A 16,336-nucleotide genomic window follows, 5' to 3' on the forward strand; every position below is an offset into this window, starting at 1 on the left:
CGGACTTCGCGCGTGGCCGCTCACCACACCACCGGCAGTTCCGGCAGTCCCTGGATCGTGTCGCCCGGCTTGCACGGGATCTGGTCCGCCGGGGCGCCGAGGCGCAGTCCGGGCAGCCGCCGGAAGAGCGTGCTCAGCGCGATCTCCATCTCCGCCCGCGCCAGGTTCTGGCCCAGGCACTGGTGGATGCCGAAGCCGAACGCCAAATGCCGTTCCCCGCGCGCCACGTCCAGCTTGTTCGGCTCCTCGAACGCCGCCGGGTCCCGGTTGATCAGCGACGTCGCCAGTACGACGGCCTCGCCCGCCCGAATCGTCACGCCGCCGACCTTGATGTCCTCCGTCGCCAGCCGGGTCATCCCGTCGGCGATGGAGAGGAACCGCAGCAGTTCCTCGCAGGCCGCCGGCACATCGGCGTCGTCCGCCGTGAAACCGGCCAGCTGCTCCGGGTGTTCCAGCAGGGTGTACGTACCCAGCGCGATCATGTTCGCGGTGGTCTCGTGCCCGGCGATCAGCAGGATCCCGGCGATGTTGACCAGTTCCGCGCGGTCGTCGAAGGCCCCGATCATGTCGTCGAGCAGCCCGACCGGAAGGCTTGAATCCGCCTCCGTAACCGGGGCTCGTTTCCGGTCAACCAGATCGCCCAGATAGGCGTCCAGCGCGTCCCGCGCGGCCTCGACCTCCTCCCGGCCGCGCCCCCGCAGCAGCAACCGCGACTGCTCCTCGAAGAACTCGTGGTCCTCGTACGGCACCCCGAGCAGGGCGCAGATCACCATCGAGGGCACCGGCAGGGCGAACGCGCCGACCAGGTCGGTGGCCGGTTCCGGCAGCTCCTCCATCGCGTCCAGCAGCCTGTCCACGATCTCCTGGATCGCGGGCCGCAGCGACGCGGTGCGCTTGAGTGTGAAGCTGGGGATCAACTTCCGCCGCTGAACGTTGTGTTCGGGGTCGTCCACGCCCAGCAGCTCCACCCGCCGCCGCTCCACGCCTTCGAGTCGCTGCTGGAACACCGGGAAGTCCGGCCGTTCCCTGGCGTTCGACAGCCGCTGGTCGGCGAGCAGCGCCCGTGCCTCCGCGAGCCCGCTGACCATCCACACCTCCGTTCCGTCGTAGATCTCGACGCGCTGAACGGGCTGTCCGGTCGCCCGTACGGGGTCGTAGCCGGGCGCCGGGTCGTACGGACAGGTGCGGTTCTGCGGGAAGACGACGGGCGCGGAATCGGGCGCGGACGGGGATGCGGGCTCGGATGCTGTGAATGCCTCGGGTGCGCTGGCTGTCTCAGTCACGGACGACCTCACTGGCTCGCGGGGGGAAAGGTGGAGAGACCTCTACCGATCACTTACCGATCACTGTTCACTAGATGCCCGAGGCACCTATTTGGTCTACGCGATGTTCAGCCAAACGGAATCCCACCCGGGGGAGCCCACGCCCACCGGCCGGCCGGCCCTCCAGCCTCCAGCCTCCAGCCGTCCGGCTCTGCGGGAGAGCCGACCTCACGGCAGGTCGGTGCGGCCCAGCCAGGAGGGGGTGACCGGCACCCCGTCGGAGTACCGCGCCACGTCGGGAACTGGATCGACCACCGGTTCCGGTCGGGGCTCCGCGAGGGGTTCCGGTTCCGGTTCCGGCTCTGGTTCCGGCGCGGGCTCCACAACCCGCAGCGCCGCACTGTCCTCGATCAACTCCGCAGCCGTGAAACGCGTGTTGAACGTACTCATCGCCCCGTCAATGACCAGCAGGAAACCGTCCCGGTCCCGGAACAGCCGTCGCCGCTTCGGACTCCGAGGATGCTCCGGCGAAAACCCCCGCGCCCGCCGCTCCAACTCCGCCAGCGCCTCCTCCCGCGACCCCTCCACCTGCGCCAGCACAAAGGCCTCGCTCCGCTTGCGCTCGCCCATGCCCGCCGTGAACTCGACGATCAGTCCCCAGGTCGCCACACCCTCACCCCGTCTCTCCCGCATGTGATCAACTCACAGCGTAAGTGGGAGTTTCACCGCCCGGGGGAGTCGGGCGAGCGCCGATACCGTTCGCCGGTGCCGTCGTCCTGGAGAAGGTAGATCTCGGGCGACGACGGCGGGGAATCGAGCAGTACGGCCCACATGGGGCACTCCTTCACCGTCTTCCCGCCGAGGAACCCGAACTCGACCTTGGCCCCGGGCCCCTCATCCGGGAACGACCCGATATCCCAACTCCCGTTCCCCGCCGCGCGGTCCGCCCTTCGGGAGAACGCCCCGCCCCCACACGAAACCGGCAGCGTCATCCCCGACCCGGTGAATTCCCCGCCCTTCCCGAACACCAGCCGCCCACCCTCCGGACTCACCCACGTCCCGGCGATCTCCTCCCGGCTCGGCTCTGCCGGGGACCCCGGCTGGATCACCACCAACGCCAGATACCCCAGCGTTACGAGAACGCAGGGGCCGGCCAGCACCAACGCCCACAACTGAAGCGTCCGCCGCAGACGGAGCCGGGCCACCGCGTCCCACTCCGCACCCCCCGACCCGCTCACGCCGCCGACCGCGCCCGCACCCGCCCCGGCAGGGTCAGGTAATAGATCTCCAGCGACTCCTCGAAGCCACCCCCGAACCGGTTCGACACCGTCCCCAGCGGACTCCGCGTCATCCCGTCCGCCATCCGCACGCCCACCCACTGCCGGAAGTACTTCTGCTGCGACGAGTCGAGATCGACCCAGGCCGCCCCCGCGTTCCGCACGATCACTTCCCCCACATAGGCCCCGAGCCCGAACAACTGCGGTGCCACATCCGCCTGTTCAGCCCCATCAGCCCGCAACTCCCGTACCAGGAGGTCCGCGATTCGCAGACTCCGTACGGAGAAGTCCAACGGTGTCCGGCCCTGCCCCGCACTCACCTGCTCCACATATCCCAGAGCGATCCGCCGCATGTCCGCAGCCCCAGGTCTCCGCTTCCCCTTCGTACCACCGGCCACGGCTTCCACCCCTCCCGCTTCCGCTCACGCACGCGTGAATCCGTGAGTCACGGAGAGCGCACCACACACCCCCCACTCACTCCAGCGAAATCCACCCCCAGATCGTCACCCCACCTCCTCAGAGGGACCGGTACACCCCCTCGGGGTCCGTCCCCGCCTCCTGCGCGAACTCCTCGAAGTCCATGTTCCCGATCGACAGATTCGCGTGTACGTCGTGCGCGCCGGCCGGAATCGTCCGGAACTCCCGGGGAGCGGGCGGGGCGTCCGCAAGCTCCTGGTAGTACACGGGATCGAGATCCTCTTCCTCCTCCTCGGGCCGGACATCGAGCGCCAGCAGAGCCCGGTCGGCGGACCGCATCGTGACCCGGTCGGCCAGGAACACCACACTCAGATCCTCGTCCCTGGCGACCACTGCCAGCACCGCGTCCTCAGACGCACCCGCCCAGACCGGGTCATCCACCAGATGTACGTCACCCTCGAACTCCCCCCGCTCTCCGTACGGTTGGTTCAGCGCCACAACCACCTCCCGCCAGCCCGCCTCATCGCTGTAATCGGTCCTGACGACCAAGGCCGCGAACTCGTCGCGCCCGACAATCTCCGGCAACACGTCTACTCCTCGCCTCTCGTACTCAGCGCAGTGAACCAGTGCCTGTCGAAGGCCCAGGCGATGGAGTAGGGGTGCGCCGGCTCGGTGAGCATCCGGAACACGAACTCCGTGGCGGTGCCTTCGTACCGTTCCCAGTTCTCGGTGGCGTCCCTGCGGTGCAGGACCGGCCAGCGGTCGGGGTCGGGGCCGTCGGCGAGCCAGCAGAGGTCCTGTCGGTGCTCGCTGCCCGCCCACCACAGCAGCTTCCCCGGCGGGTGGTCCTCGTGGGCCGCGAGAGCCTCCGAGAGGTCCGCGATCCGGCCGGGCGGATAGACGCTCAGGTAGTCGTCGAACTGCCCGTCGGGGCCGAAGCGTTCGACCAGTTCCCTGTAGTCGCTCGGCAGCGGCGTGCCGAGCAGGGCCTCGGCGGCCGTCCAGTCGATGGCGGTACGGCGGTCCGGGTCCCACCCCGTGACGGCGACGAGTTTGTCCATCCAGGACAGGTTGCCGATCAACTCGTCTGCTGTGGGCGGAAGGTGGCGCCTGAGGACCAGGACCACCGGTTTTGTTCCGCCCCACTCGTCCCGGACCGTCCCGCACCCGACCCAGTTCCCGAACTCCTCCCAGGCCCGCATCTCCACCAGCCTGCCCTCGAAGGGCGCGAGGAGGGGGCGGGCGGTCGCGTCGGCGGTGGGGTCCAGGGTGCCGTGGGTGGCGAGGAGGACGGGGTCTCCGTGGTGGCGGGTGAGCTCGGCCGCGAGCTCCAACAGGCTCTCTGTGTACGGGACTTCGAATGGAATCAGTCGCGCACCTCTCGGTGGCGGCGAGGTGTCCGTGCTGAGCGTCATGCGCGGATACAGCAGGGCCTCGACGGCGTCGATCAACGTGCTCTCACTCTCGTCCCCAGGGTCTTCGGCGTCCACGGCGTCCACGGCGTCCACCGGCCAGGTCCGCAACACCCGCTCCAGGCGGTCGTACGCGTCGTCGAACCAGGCGTCGGTCAGTGGCACGGTCACGGTCACCTTGGTCATGGCCATGGAGGGGTCGTGCACGGTGATGTGGGCCCGTTCCTCGGGGGCGTCGCGCTCGATGTACACCCAGGGGGAGCTCGCGTGATCGTGCCAGGCGATGTCGTAGCCCGCGTCGAGGGAGTCCAGGGACTGCTGCCAGGCGGTGAGGTCCCCGGGGAACAGAACGATGGTGGTGCTCCCCTGCACGAACGGGGTATCGATCGTGATCGTGCCGCCCAGCATGTGGCCGCCGCCTGCGCGGAGGGGCTCGGCTTGGCGGATGCGGAGGACGACGCTGCTTCCCTCGTCACCCAGGCGGAACAGTTCCACGGGTGTCGCTCCTGTCGGATCGGTCAGATCGGGATGAACGCAGGCCACCAGGGCGGGACGTTGTCGGGGGGACAGCCCAGGGACGGGTAGTCGTTGATGGCGCCGACCGTGGATACGAGGAGCCAGAGGAGGAGGACGTTCAGGAGGAGGGCCAGGGCTGTTGCGCGCCCGCTGCCGAAGCGGCTCAGGGGGCCGAGGGTGAGGACCCAGAGCGCTGTGGTCAGGAACCAGAACAGCGGGGCGCCGAGCATCATGCCGAGGCCTATGGGGCCGATGTGGCAGGTGTGCCAGATGGAGGCGATGAGGACGGTGGCCAGGAGGGAGGTGGGGACGCCTGCGAGGGCGCCGAGGCCGAATCCTCTGAGCCAGGGGGCGGTGCTGCCGGTGGGTATGTCAGGCACCGGGGTCCTGGTGGGAGAGGTCGGCGAGGTTGACGTCGCGGGGCTCCGCGCGCAGCGAGCGGGCCAGCCCCGCGACCTGGTCGGCCTGGAGGGCGGAAAGGCGGCGGGCCTCCCGGAGCAGGGCGACGGCGTCGTGGGCGGCGGGGGTCGCGGGTGGCGGCGGGGAGAAGGGCGCAGTGGGCAGGGGTACGTCCGTGACGGCGGCCAGCTCGGTGGGGTCGTGGCCCAGGAGGGTCGCGAAGTCGGTGACGAGGCGGGGCGTCAGGTGCGCACGCCCGGCGCCGACCATGCCGTAGGTGGAGGCCGAGAGGTAGGACGGCGTGACGACGTACATGACGTGGGCCAGGTCCTGCCAGGACAGGTTGCGGTACAGGAACATGCGGATGAGCTGCCCGCCGGGCTCCTCCGGGTGGGCGAGTTCCAGGTGCTTCGGGGTGAAGGGGGAGCGCCGTTCCCGCTGGGGGAGGGCGCGCATGTGGCGGAGGAGTTCCTGCCGTACGGCGGGCGGGAGGTGCATCCCGTCCATGACGATGCGGGCGGTGGGCCGTCCGGCCTCGGCGTCCAGCGGAGTCAGGTCCTCCGGGACGGGCAGCCCGGCCAGGATGAACAGGTCCAGGGGCTCCCACCCCAGTACGGGCCCGAGCCTTCGGAGGAGGGCGGGGGATGCTGGGGTGGTTCCGGTGAGTACGTCGCGTACGGCGGCCACGGCGGTACCGGTGCGGACCGCCAACTCCCTTGCGCCGAGGCGTCGGTGAGCGAGTAGTCGAGCGAGCGTCATGCCGTGACGGTGGCCGTGGCGGTGGTGGCGGCGTGGGCGAGGAAGGTGGCCCAGGCCGTGGGGGTGAGGCAGAGTTCGGGGCTGGCGGAGGCGAGTTTGCTGTCGCGGACGTGGATGGCGGAGGGGAGGGGGGAGACCTCCAGGCAGTCGCCGCCTTCGCCGCCGCTGTAGCTCGACTTCCGCCAGTCGTAGGCGACTTCGAGGCATTCGCCGCCTTCGCCACCGCTGTAGCTCGACTTGAACCAGCTGAGTGCTTCGGCGTTCATTGCTCTCCCAGAATCTTCTCGATCAAGGCCATCGAGGCGGGCGGCCTGAGAGCCATCGTCTGCATGATCCCATAGCGGGCCTGGATCTCCCTGACCTCACGAGCGTCGGTGATGAGGCGCGGGAAGCCTTGTACTTCTGTGTAGCCGACGCGTTGCTCATTCTTGGCGGTCAGAAGAGTGAACGCGCCATCCATGTTGGGGTGTTCCTCGCAACTGGTCTCCATTACCTGGATACGTACGTTGCGCAGTGCCCCCACGGTGAGCAGTCGCCGCAACTGCTCCTGGTGCACCGCCCGCCCGCCGATCGGCCGCCGTAGAACGGCCTCCTCGAAGATGAAGCTGTACTGCGGCGGTGGCCATGCTTCGAAGACGCTCTGCCGCGATAGGCGGTCCGCCACGCGCTTCTCGACCATGTCCACACTGAGCAGCGGCTGACGCTGGGTGAAGATCGCGCGGGCGTACGCCTCGGTCTGAAGGAGACCGTGGATGACCTGGTTGCCGTAATGATGGAGTTCGAGGGCCTGGGCCTCCAACCCCGCATAGTCCCGGTACCACTGCGGATGTCTGGTCCGGGTCCGCGTGAGGGCCTTCTCCACGTCCGGGATCGCCGCGCTCAGCGCACCGTGCGCGCCCAGCACGGGGTCCACTGCCACCAGCAGGTCCGGTTGGGGCGTCCGCACCCCCCGCTCGATCGCCGAGATCAGGTCGACCCCGAAGTGCGACGCGTCCGCCAACTCCCGTTGCGTAAGCCCTCGATGCTCGCGCAACGCCTTGATCTGTTTGCCCAGCGCGCTGAAGAGGTGGGCTGTTCCGTCTTCCTCGGGAGGGGTCTCGGGGGTCGTTTCCTGCTCCGTCATCCAGTGCCGTCCCGTCCGTCACGGCCGACAAGCCGTACGCCGTGTGCCGCGTACCCGTACAACTACCCACAGTCGTCGGCTTTCTCCTGGTCAGGGTAGGACAGACCGACCACGCTCTGTCACATGAACAGTGAAATCGCCACCCTCAAGGCCGAGTTCGAGCAGCGCATCACCTCCACCCGGCGCGGAGCGCGACTCGCGCGGTTGCTGGCGCAGCAGACGTTGGGGGAGTGGGGGGTGCCGTACGGGTGCGAGTTCTCGGACGCCGTGGTGAGTGTGGTGGCGGAGCTGGCCGCCAACGCCGTACTCCACGGGCACCTGCCCGGAAGGGACTTCGGGCTGCGGCTCGCGCTCAGCGACGTACTGAGAATCGATGTGACGGACGCGCGGGGCGAGCGACGGCCGGTGGAACGGCCGGCCGCGCCGGACGAGGAGGGCGGCCTCGGGCTGCTGCTGGTGGGGGAGCTGGCCCCGCGCTGGGGCGTAACGGAGCGCAACCCCGGCAAGACGGTGTGGGCGGAGCTGCCGTGGCCCGCCTCCGCCCCGTAATCGGTGGGTACTACAGGACTCGCAGCGCGTCGGCGCCGTCCCGCTCGCGCCTGGCCAGTGCATGCAGTACGGCCTGGTCGCCGTGCCGGTCGCGCGCGGCGGCAACCAGTACGTCCACCGCGACGGCGAGCGCGGCCTCCGGCACCGGGTTCGACGCATCGACGCTGAGTGCGAGGTCTTCCAGGTGGACGCCCAGCTCGACGCAACGGGTGTGCAGATAGCCGTCGAGCAGCATCTCCTCGCCCGGCCGGTGCAGGATGGACACCCGACGGTCGACGGGCTCCACGAGCAGCCGCTGCGCCAGCCGGTCCCATGCCTGGCGGGCCTGACCGGCCACGACGGCCGGACCGGCGACGGCGGTTTCCGCGCTGCGGGCGCGGACGCCGACATTCAGCGCCGAGTCCGGTACGGCCGTACCCGCGAGCCGCGCGTAGTAGCGGACCGGGGAGACCGGCTCCGCCCCGACGATCTCACCGTCGAGGAACCACTCCACCTGGAGCACGCTGTTCGCGAGGTGCCCGGCCAGAGCGCCCACCGTCATCCCGGGGAGCACGGACCCGGTCTCCCAGCGCTTGGCCACCTGCTCCGTGGCCAGCAGGTGGACGGCCTGCTCGGCGGCGTCGAGGTAGGTCTTGCGTATTGCTGTCGCATCGGTCATGCGGGGATGGTCGCAGGCGGATGATCACGGCGGCGGATTGTTCCACGTGGTGGACGAGTGTTCCGCCTGGTGGACAGGTGTGGTGAGCCGTTCAGGACGCGAAGCCGCCCCGGAGTACGAAAGCCGCGAGGTCCGCGTCGGATCCCTCCTGGCAGCTGCGGCACAGTACGCCCGGCTGTGGCGCGCGGACGGCGAGTCCGCATTCCTCGCAGGTCTGGAACGGGTGCTGCCGCTCCACGGGCATGCGCGCCGGGTAGAGGAAACGCGGCCTTTCCAGCGACTCGAACGGCAGGAGTTCGGCCAGCCGCCACTCCACCAGCCCGGCCGGATGGCGCACGGGAGACCCGCGCAGGCCCTTCAGCAGTACGTCCTGCACCTCCTGCGGCGAAATACCGCGCTCCAGCCAGGCGCAGACGGCCGGGGCGAGGCGCTCGACATCGCGGTGGGGGAGGTGAAGGCGCGGGTCGTGGACGCGGAGGCCGGCGAGGAGTGTGCAGGCGAGGCGGTGGCGCTCCGGGGTGACCTCCAACTGGGGTGCGGGGGGCGGCAGTCGGAGGGGGGTGGGGGAGAGGGTGATCTCCGTGGTGGGGTCGGGGGCGGGCTCGGGGAGTGGCCTGGGCTGCGGCTCGGGGACGGGCTCCGGCTCGGGCCTGGGCTCCGGCTCGGCAGGCGTACTGCGCGGACTGCTCCCGCTGCTCCCGGTGAGCGATTCGAAGGCCGCCCGTACCTTCGCGGCAGGGTGCTCGAAGAATGTCGTCACGGTGGCGTACCTGCCGTACGCGACCTGGACACGCTGCCGCTCCAGATACCCGAACTTCACCAACTCCCGCAGCGCGGCGCCGATTCGAATCTCGCCCTCGCGGAACTTCTGCGCGAGTTCCTTGATGCCGATGCGTACGCCGTCCGGCAGCGACTGGATGTGAACGCCCAGGCCGATCGCGGTCAGCGACATCTCGGGGTGCTGGGAGAGGTGGTTGCCGACGACGCAATAGCGGTTGGTATGCCGGTACTTCACGTGGCGCACGCCAATGGGCGCGTTAAGGTGCTTCACATCCATGGGGAAGGTTCTTCTTCCTGCGTGGGGAGGTCTCGGCCGGGACGGCTATCCCGGTCTGAGGCCGCTATGTGCGTGGTTGCTGTGGGGTCCTACCAGCATCACGGCCGGTGGGTCTGTGCCAGACCCTAGCGTCCCAATTCCCTTGCATTGCACCTGAATTGGCGCAACCACCCATACGAGTGACTCACCCCGCGTGCACCCCCCGCAGGTGAAAACGGCGGTCGGGCAGGGGGGTCGATTTCGCTGAGTGGTTAAGGGTTTTGCGTCGTGGGTCACCGGAACCGGGAAACCCACGATCCGGTGCCGACCTGGGGTTTCCCGCCCTGTGCCTCGTTCAGTACGCCGCCACCACGTCCTCCGGTCCCCATGTGAGCTTCAGGTCCGGTGCGCCGGCAGCCTGGTGGTGGAAGCCCGAGCGGGAGACCGCCACCAGGGCCGTCGTCGGGGCGAAGCCCGGGACCTGGGGGGCGGAGCGGGTCAGTTCGGTGAGGTCGTGGGTGTCGAAGGGGGTGTTCAGCCACTTGATCGAGCCGACGAAGTGGATGTGGCGGGCGAGGGGGGCGCGGTCCGTGCCGATCAGGTCGAGTTCGGGGTCGAAGCGGCGGTTCCACCAGGAGCCGACGGCTTCCGTGTCGGGGAAGGGTGTCAACTCTCCTGCGGCAGCGGCCAGTTCAAGGGCGTCTCGGATCAGGGGCTCGACGGCCTTGCCGCGCCAGGTGGACCAGCGGCGTTCGATCAGGCGGTACGCGGCTTCGGGGCGTCCCCTGCGGACCAGCTCGTGGGCGGAGCGCAGTGCCGACAGGTAGAGGCGAAGGTTGCTGTCGGCGATGCGGTAAAGGGTGGGCTTGCCGGGGGTGGTGGAGAGGGGCTCGTCGGCGGCCACGATGCGCTTTTCGATGGCGAGGCGGCGCAGCAGGGGGGACAGGGAACCGGAGGCGAGTGCGCCTTCGCGGCCGCCGGCGGAGGAGGCGATCGCCGCGTGGGTGCGTTCGCCGCTGCCGATCGCTTCGAGCACGCGGCGGGACTGGTCAGGGTTCGGGAACTGGGCGAGGAGGGCGGCCTCCGGGACGCCGAACACCGGGGAGGCCGGGTCCGCGCACTCCTCGCGGAGGAAGTCCAGGGCCGGGGTGGCGTGCGGCCAGGCGCGCAGGATGCCGGGGAGCCCGCCGGAGACCAGGTGCGCGTCGATGGCGTCGGCGGGGGCCAGGCCGAGTGCGGTGCCGGTTTCGGCGGGGTTGAGGGGGCTGAGGGTGAGGTTGTCGGCGCGGCCGTGGAAGGGCCGGTCGTACGCCGTCAGCCGCTCCATCATGTGCAGGTCACTGCCGAGGAGGAGCAACAGGACCGGGCGGGGAGAGAGGAGGCGGTCCCAGGCCGTCTGGAGCGCCCCGTCGAAGAGGGAGTCCTGCTCGGCGAGCCACGGCAGCTCGTCGATGACGACGAGGGAAGGGCGGTCGGTGGGGAGGAGTGTGGCGAGTATGCGGAGGGTGTCCGGCCAGCTGCCGTGCGTGGAAGGCGAGTCGGGGACGAGTTCAGGGTCGGCGGAGAGTTTCGAGGCGCGCAGTTCCGCCAGGAAGGCGATGGTCTCCTCGACGGGGGACGCGCCCTTGGTCGCCGTGAAGTAGAGGTACGGGACGCCCGCGCGGTCGCAGAACTCCTGGACCAGCCGTGACTTGCCCACCTGACGGCGGCCCCTTATTGCCACGGCCGCTCCGGCGCCCGAGGAGGTCACCCGGTCGAGGCGCTTGGCCAGGAGGGACAGCTCGGTCTTGCGGCCCACGAAACCCTTGGTCACTGCCATGGTGGCTCCGTCCGTAGCATTTGGTAGATCGCATCTACGTAGATGCGATCTACGTAGATTGAGTCTACCCAAAGCTCGGTGGAGCGCTTGTCGGGACTTCCGGGCCGGTCGGCCGAGGCGCCACGGGGGCGCCACGGCCAACCGGAAGGGGATGTGCGGGCCGGGCCCGTACGGAATCCGGCTAGCAGTTGCCGCTCGACGGTTTGCCCGCGAAGCGGTCGTTCAGCCAGTCCATGGCAGGGAAGGCGCCGACCGTGACGCCGCCGATGTGTTCGAGGAGGGGGTGGCTGCGCCACTGGACCTTGGCGCCGGCCTCGCACCAGTCGGCGCGGAGCTGCTGGCCGACCTTGTACGGGATCAGCTCGTCGAGACCGCCGTGATAGAGGTACACCGGGTGGTCGGGGGCGTGGGTGCCGAGCTTGGAAGCGCCCAGGGCGGCCTTCCAGTCAGGGGCCTCCAGCGGGTTGGTGGTGGTCACGTCGGCGATGCGCTTGAAGGGTGCGGAGATCGCGTTGATCGCCACGCAGTTCTTGCGCATGAAACTGACGTAGTTCTTGCCCTGCTGGTTGAGGTAGGAGTCGAGCTTCAGCTCGGGGTACGCGGTGTCGTGGCCGGCTGCCGCCATCAGGATCAGGCCCGCCCCGAGGTTGCCGTCGTTGAACTTGGCGACCTCCATCAGGTCGGCCGGAACACCACCGGTCGCCGTGCCCTTGACGTTCAGCTCGGGGGCGTACGAGTCGTGCAGCTCGGCGGCCCAGCTGCTGGCCTGGCCGCCCTGCGAATAGCCCATGATGCCGACCGGGGACTCCTTGGTCAGACCGGTCCTGTCGGCGGGCAGCCGCAGCGCCGCGCGGGCCGCGTCCAGCACGGCCTGGCCCTCGGCGCGGCCGACCGTGTAGGTGTGGTCGCCGGGGGTGCCGAGGCCCTCGTAGTCGGTGACGGCCACCGCCCAGCCCCGTTGCACCGCTTGGTTGATGAGGGTCGCCTCGACCGTCGTACCGTACGGAAAACCGGCGCTCGGGGCGCACTGGTCACCCATGCCGACCGTGCCCACGGCGTACGTGACGAGCGGGCGCGGGCCCTTCCGGCCGTCCTTCGGGACGACGACCGTGCCGGAGACCGTGTTCGGGGCGCCCTTCGCCGTCTTCGAGCGGTACTCGATGTGCCAGGCGTCGGTGTTGGTCGGCTGGAGGGGGAGGGGGTGGAAGGAGGTGGGGGCGGCGGAGAGGAGGTCGCCGGGGGCGGAAGCGGCGGCGGCCGGGGCCTCTTCGGAGGCGACGGCGGTAGCGGCGGTCGGCAGTGCGGCGGTGAGGGTGAGTGCTGCTGCTGCGGCGAGGACTCTGTGACGTACGGACATCGGCTCTCCCTGCGAGCGGTGGGGGGTGCGTCGTGGGGAGAACGTAGTGACCGGCTAGTAGGTAAGGGGCTGACCGGAAAGCTCAGCTTGACTGACGCGGAGTCTCACAGGAGCGTCGGCGGTTCGCTCCCGGGAGGCGGCGGTGACTGGTGGTCCATGCGGTACGCCCCCGGGGTCGTCCCCGTCCAGCGGCGGAACGCCCGGTGGAAGGAGGTGTCCTCGGAGAAGCCCAGCCGCGTCGCGAGTTCGGCGATCGGCTCGCCGCCCTCGGCGAGGCCCGCGATGGCGGCGTCCCGGCGGACGGTGTCCTTGAGCTGCTGGAACGAGGTGCTCTCCCGGTCGAGGCGGCGGCGCAGGGTGGCCGGGCTGACCGAGAGGCGGGTGGCGGTCTCGGTGAGGGTGGGCAGGCGGGGGCTCGCGCGCAGGGACCGGGCGAGGTTGCGGCGCACCTGCTCGGCGACGGTCGTGCCGTACTCGCGGCGGGTGAGGAGGTCGAAGGGGGCGCGGTGCAGGAGGGGGTGGAGGGTCGACTCGTCCTGTACGACGGGGGCGTCGAGCCAGTGCGCGTCGAAACCGGCGGCGGTGCGCGGGGCGCCGAAGCGGACCGGGCAGCCGAAGAGGAACGCGTACTCCGCCTCGTGCGGCGGCGGCGCATACCTGAACTCGGCCCAGCGCAGGGGTATGCGGCTCCCGGTGAGCCAGCTGCACAGCCGGTGCCAGATGATCACCATGCACTCGGTGAGGAAGTGGTCCTCGTTGGCGTCGAGCTGGTTGTGGACCGTGAAGACGGCCTCGGTGGGGGTGCGGGTGAGGGCCAGCTCGGGACCGCCGTCGAAGAGGCCGTAGAAGGCGGTGCCGCGATGGATCGCCCGCCCGAGGTCCGGGCAGGCCAGGGCGGCGTAACACATCATCGCGAAGGTGCCGGGGCGGCTGGGGGTGGCCGAGAGCCCCAGGAACTCGTCCTCCGTCGCCCGGTACAACGCCCGGAAGAGCCGGGCGAACTGGACGGAGGTGACACGTGCGCGATCGTCGCCGAGGAGGAGCGGGGGTATCTGGGCGGCCTGGAGCAGGGGGACGGTGTCGGCCCCGGAACGCTCGGCGCCGCGGAGCACGGCACGTACGTGGTGCACGGTGATGGTCCGCTTGCCCATGGTCGGACGGTAGTGGATTTGAGCGATGGGGGTAGTGGGGGTGACGTTTCCGGTCATCGCGGGTGGTGGGGTGGCTCCTTACCGTCGGGTCATGACGGAGACGACGAGGTCTGTGCCGGAGCTGGATCTGCCGCGACCGGTGGGTCTGGGAATGTTCACCGAGTGGGCGGGGCGGCGGCACAGCGGGCTGCCGGCGTTGCGGGGGAAGGGGGCCGAGCCGGTCTCGTACAACCAACTGCGGGACCGTGTAAGGGAGATCGGGCGGGGGCTGATGGCGGCCGGGGTCGCGTCCGGCGACCGGGTCGCCCTCCTCGGGGAGACATCCGTCGCGTGGACGTACGCGCACTTCGCGGTGCTGGCGGTGGGTGGGGTGGTGGTCCCCGTCTACCCGACGGCGGGGGACGAGGAACTGGCCTGGGTGCTGGGGGACTCGGGGGCCGGTCTGGTCCTCTGCGAGAGCGTGGAGCAGGCGAAGAGAGTGGAGCGGGTGCGGGGCGAGGGGGCCGTGGCGGTGGGGTCCGCAGGGGTGGGGTCCGCGGAGGTACGGGGCGAGGCGGCCGGGGGTGGGGCGCCGGCGCGTCCGGGGGGCGGCCCCGCCGCACCAGGAGCGGGCCAGGAAGCACGAGCGGGCTACGTGGGAGCACGAGCGGGCCACGGGGAAGCACGAGCGGGCTACGGGGAAGGGGGCCCGGCCACCCGGGCGTCCGGCATCCCGCGCACGGTGCTGCTGGATGAGCTCGGGGCGCTGCCCCCGGGCTCCGTGACCGTCGAGGACTTCCTCGGGCGGGCCGCGTCCGTAGGGGGCGGGGACCTCGCGTCCCTCGTCTACACGTCCGGGACGACCGGGCCGCCCAAGGGGTGCCGGATCACTCACGGCAACTTCTCCGCCGTGCTCGACGGCGGAGCCGAGATGATCGAGGGCGGGCCGGGGGACCGGACGTACCTCTATCTGCCGCTCGCGCATCTCCTCGCTCAGCTGATCCAGTTCAACACCCTGATGTTCGGCGGGGAGTTGTGCTACTTCGGGGGGCGGATCGAGGACGTGATCGGGGAGTTGGCGGAGGTCAGGCCGACCCATCTGCCGTCCGTGCCACGGTTGTTCGAGAAGGTGCATGCGGTGGTGCAGGGGCTGGCGGAGGCGCAGGAGGGCGGGGCGGAGAGGTTCGCGGAGGCGGTCAGGATCGGGGTGCTGGCGGCGGAGGGGAGGCTTCCGGAGGAGTTGCGGGAGGCGTACGAGGCTGCGGACCAGGCGCTGTACGGGCCGGTGCGGGGGGCCTTCGGCGGGGAGCTCCGGTGGGCGCTGACGGGGGCCGCCCCCCTCGCTCCACAGACCCTGGACTTTCTGCGGGCCTGCTCGATACCCGTGTACGAGGGGTACGGGCTGACCGAGTCCGGCGGGGTGATCTCGCTGAACAGGCCCGGTGCGGTGCGGTACGGCACGGTCGGCCGCGCCTACCCCGGCTGCGAGATCCGGATCGGCGAGGGAGGGGAGGTGCTGGCACGCGGCCCGATGGTCTTCGGCGGGTACTACGGGGACGGGGACGGGGCCCGCGAAGCCACCCGGGACGCTCTGGACGCCGAGGGGTGGCTGCACACCGGCGACCTGGGGGAACTCGCCGAGGACGGCTACCTCAGCATCACCGGCCGCAAGAAGGACCTGATCATCACCTCCTCGGGGAAGAACCTCACCCCGGCCCTCGTCGAGCAGGCCATCCAGCAGTCCCGGTACATCTCGCACGCGGTGATGGTCGGCGACCGCCGTCCACACCCGGTCGCCCTGATCACCCTGGACGCGGAGGAGATCGCCGGGTGGGCCGCCAGGGAGGGCCACGCACTGGGCGAACACCCCGGTCGGCACCCCGGCGTCCGGGAACTGGTCCACCAGGCCGTCGAGGCGGCCAACGCCCGCGCCTCACGCCCGGCCCGCATCCGCGCCTTCGCGATTCTGGACGGGGACTTCACCATCGCGGGCGGAGAACTCACCCCGACCCTGAAGGTCCGGCGGCGGGCGCTTCTGGAGCGGTACGCCGACGACATCGAGGAGCTGTACGCGTAAGCGCATAAAAGGGAGCAATGCACAAAAGGCAGGAGCCCTGCTTCCGGAAACGGAAGCAGGGCTCCTTGGGTACTGCTGGTAAACGACCGCGATCGGTCGTTCCCGGATCAGGCCGGGGTGACGTTCTCCGCCTGCGGGCCCTTCGGGCCCTGCGTGACGTCGAAGTTCACAAGCTGGTTCTCCTCAAGCGAGCGGAAACCAGATGCGTTGATCGCGGAGTAGTGGACGAAGACATCCGGGCCGCCGCCGTCCTGGGCGATGAAGCCGAAGCCCTTTTCAGCGTTGAACCACTTGACGGTTCCGGTAGCCATAAGCCCTCCCATGGGCCAAAGGGTTGCCCTGCTCCAGAACCTACAAGGAAGTCTGAAAACAAAAGCCTGCGGGTTACATGCTCCGCAGGCTCTGTACTGCAAGGGAAACCAAACTGCAACTTGCGGGCGAGCCTAGCATGCACTCTCGGGCAAGCGGTAGAGGGAAAGATCACGTCACTCGGATGTTTGACACGGGCGTGTCGGCTGACGTCAGAAGGGGTTCCCACAGGGCCG

18 protein-coding genes are annotated in these 16,336 nt (G+C 70.0%); 2 read left to right on the forward strand and 16 right to left on the reverse strand.

Annotated elements, in window-relative coordinates; genetic code table 11:
* Positions 1 to 20 precede the first annotated feature (20 nt).
* The 10 genes from ACIA73_RS34315 to ACIA73_RS34360 all read right to left on the reverse strand — a co-directional run bounded on the left by ACIA73_RS34315 (position 21) and on the right by ACIA73_RS34360 (position 7,165).
* Positions 21 to 1,283 (reverse strand): cytochrome P450, encoded by a 1,263-nt coding sequence (locus tag ACIA73_RS34315; protein WP_399442836.1) that lies wholly within the window; start codon positions 1,281 to 1,283, stop codon positions 21 to 23.
* A 207-nt stretch (positions 1,284 to 1,490) separates the two neighbouring features.
* Positions 1,491 to 1,955 (reverse strand): hypothetical protein, encoded by a 465-nt coding sequence (locus ACIA73_RS34320; protein WP_399442837.1) that lies wholly within the window; start codon positions 1,953 to 1,955, stop codon positions 1,491 to 1,493.
* Between the two features lie 29 nt (positions 1,956 to 1,984).
* Positions 1,985 to 2,500: a hypothetical protein gene (locus ACIA73_RS34325; RefSeq protein WP_399442838.1), complete on the reverse strand. Its 516-nt coding sequence runs from the start codon at positions 2,498 to 2,500 to the stop codon at positions 1,985 to 1,987.
* On the reverse strand, positions 2,497 to 2,892 hold the full coding sequence (locus ACIA73_RS34330; protein WP_399442840.1) for a hypothetical protein: 396 nt from the start codon (positions 2,890 to 2,892) through the stop codon (positions 2,497 to 2,499). Before ACIA73_RS34330 ends, ACIA73_RS34325 begins: the two co-directional genes overlap by 4 nt.
* A 163-nt stretch (positions 2,893 to 3,055) precedes the next feature.
* On the reverse strand, positions 3,056 to 3,544 hold the full coding sequence (locus tag ACIA73_RS34335; RefSeq protein ID WP_399442842.1) for a DUF6924 domain-containing protein: 489 nt from the start codon (positions 3,542 to 3,544) through the stop codon (positions 3,056 to 3,058).
* Positions 3,545 to 3,546: 2 nt separating this feature from the next.
* On the reverse strand, positions 3,547 to 4,863 hold the full coding sequence (locus ACIA73_RS34340) for a DUF5959 family protein (RefSeq protein ID WP_399442843.1): 1,317 nt from the start codon (positions 4,861 to 4,863) through the stop codon (positions 3,547 to 3,549).
* A 23-nt stretch (positions 4,864 to 4,886) separates the two neighbouring features.
* Complete coding sequence (locus ACIA73_RS34345) at positions 4,887 to 5,264, reverse strand: hypothetical protein (protein ID WP_399442844.1); 378 nt, start codon at positions 5,262 to 5,264, stop codon at positions 4,887 to 4,889.
* Positions 5,257 to 6,042, reverse strand: a complete 786-nt coding sequence (locus ACIA73_RS34350; RefSeq protein WP_399442845.1) for a hypothetical protein — start codon at positions 6,040 to 6,042, stop codon at positions 5,257 to 5,259. Before ACIA73_RS34350 ends, ACIA73_RS34345 begins: the two co-directional genes overlap by 8 nt.
* The gene (locus ACIA73_RS34355) at positions 6,039 to 6,308 is read right to left on the reverse strand and encodes a DUF397 domain-containing protein (RefSeq protein ID WP_399442846.1); all 270 of its coding nucleotides are present in this window, start codon (positions 6,306 to 6,308) and stop codon (positions 6,039 to 6,041) included. The genes ACIA73_RS34350 and ACIA73_RS34355 overlap by 4 nt, the downstream gene beginning before the upstream one ends.
* Positions 6,305 to 7,165 carry a helix-turn-helix domain-containing protein gene (locus ACIA73_RS34360; RefSeq protein ID WP_399442847.1) on the reverse strand — a complete coding sequence of 287 codons (861 nt, stop codon included), beginning with the start codon at positions 7,163 to 7,165 and terminating at the stop codon, positions 6,305 to 6,307. The genes ACIA73_RS34355 and ACIA73_RS34360 overlap by 4 nt, the downstream gene beginning before the upstream one ends.
* 123 nt (positions 7,166 to 7,288) lie before the next feature.
* On the opposite strand from ACIA73_RS34360, the gene ACIA73_RS34365 reads away from it, so the two are divergent.
* Complete coding sequence (locus tag ACIA73_RS34365) at positions 7,289 to 7,714, forward strand: ATP-binding protein (protein ID WP_399442848.1); 426 nt, start codon at positions 7,289 to 7,291, stop codon at positions 7,712 to 7,714.
* Between the two features lie 10 nt (positions 7,715 to 7,724).
* Here the strand turns inward: ACIA73_RS34365 and ACIA73_RS34370 are convergent, their stop codons facing one another.
* The 5 genes from ACIA73_RS34370 to ACIA73_RS34390 form a co-directional block, all read right to left on the reverse strand.
* Complete coding sequence (locus ACIA73_RS34370; protein ID WP_399442849.1) at positions 7,725 to 8,372, reverse strand: maleylpyruvate isomerase N-terminal domain-containing protein; 648 nt, start codon at positions 8,370 to 8,372, stop codon at positions 7,725 to 7,727.
* 91 nt (positions 8,373 to 8,463) lie between these two features.
* Entirely contained in the window at positions 8,464 to 9,387 is a 924-nt protein-coding gene (locus ACIA73_RS34375; RefSeq protein ID WP_399442850.1) for a helix-turn-helix domain-containing protein, read from the reverse strand.
* Between the two features lie 376 nt (positions 9,388 to 9,763).
* Positions 9,764 to 11,227 carry an ATP-binding protein gene (locus tag ACIA73_RS34380; protein WP_399442851.1) on the reverse strand — a complete coding sequence of 488 codons (1,464 nt, stop codon included), beginning with the start codon at positions 11,225 to 11,227 and terminating at the stop codon, positions 9,764 to 9,766.
* Positions 11,228 to 11,408: 181 nt separating this feature from the next.
* A complete protein-coding gene (locus ACIA73_RS34385; protein ID WP_399442852.1) occupies positions 11,409 to 12,584 on the reverse strand; it encodes a lipase family protein in 1,176 nt (391 codons plus the stop codon).
* Between the two features lie 104 nt (positions 12,585 to 12,688).
* On the reverse strand, positions 12,689 to 13,735 hold the full coding sequence (locus ACIA73_RS34390) for an AraC family transcriptional regulator (RefSeq protein ID WP_399442853.1): 1,047 nt from the start codon (positions 13,733 to 13,735) through the stop codon (positions 12,689 to 12,691).
* Between the two features lie 91 nt (positions 13,736 to 13,826).
* Here ACIA73_RS34390 and ACIA73_RS34395 point away from each other — a divergent pair, with 91 nt between their 5' ends.
* Complete coding sequence (locus ACIA73_RS34395; protein ID WP_399442855.1) at positions 13,827 to 15,791, forward strand: AMP-dependent synthetase/ligase; 1,965 nt, start codon at positions 13,827 to 13,829, stop codon at positions 15,789 to 15,791.
* Positions 15,792 to 15,898: 107 nt separating this feature from the next.
* Here ACIA73_RS34395 and ACIA73_RS34400 read toward each other — a convergent pair whose 3' ends face one another.
* Complete coding sequence (locus tag ACIA73_RS34400; RefSeq protein WP_008738468.1) at positions 15,899 to 16,102, reverse strand: cold-shock protein; 204 nt, start codon at positions 16,100 to 16,102, stop codon at positions 15,899 to 15,901.
* Positions 16,103 to 16,336 lie beyond the last annotated feature (234 nt).

The sequence above is a fragment of the Streptomyces sp. NPDC051561 genome, from assembly GCF_044454195.1.
Lineage (GTDB): Bacteria > Actinomycetota > Actinomycetes > Streptomycetales > Streptomycetaceae > Streptomyces.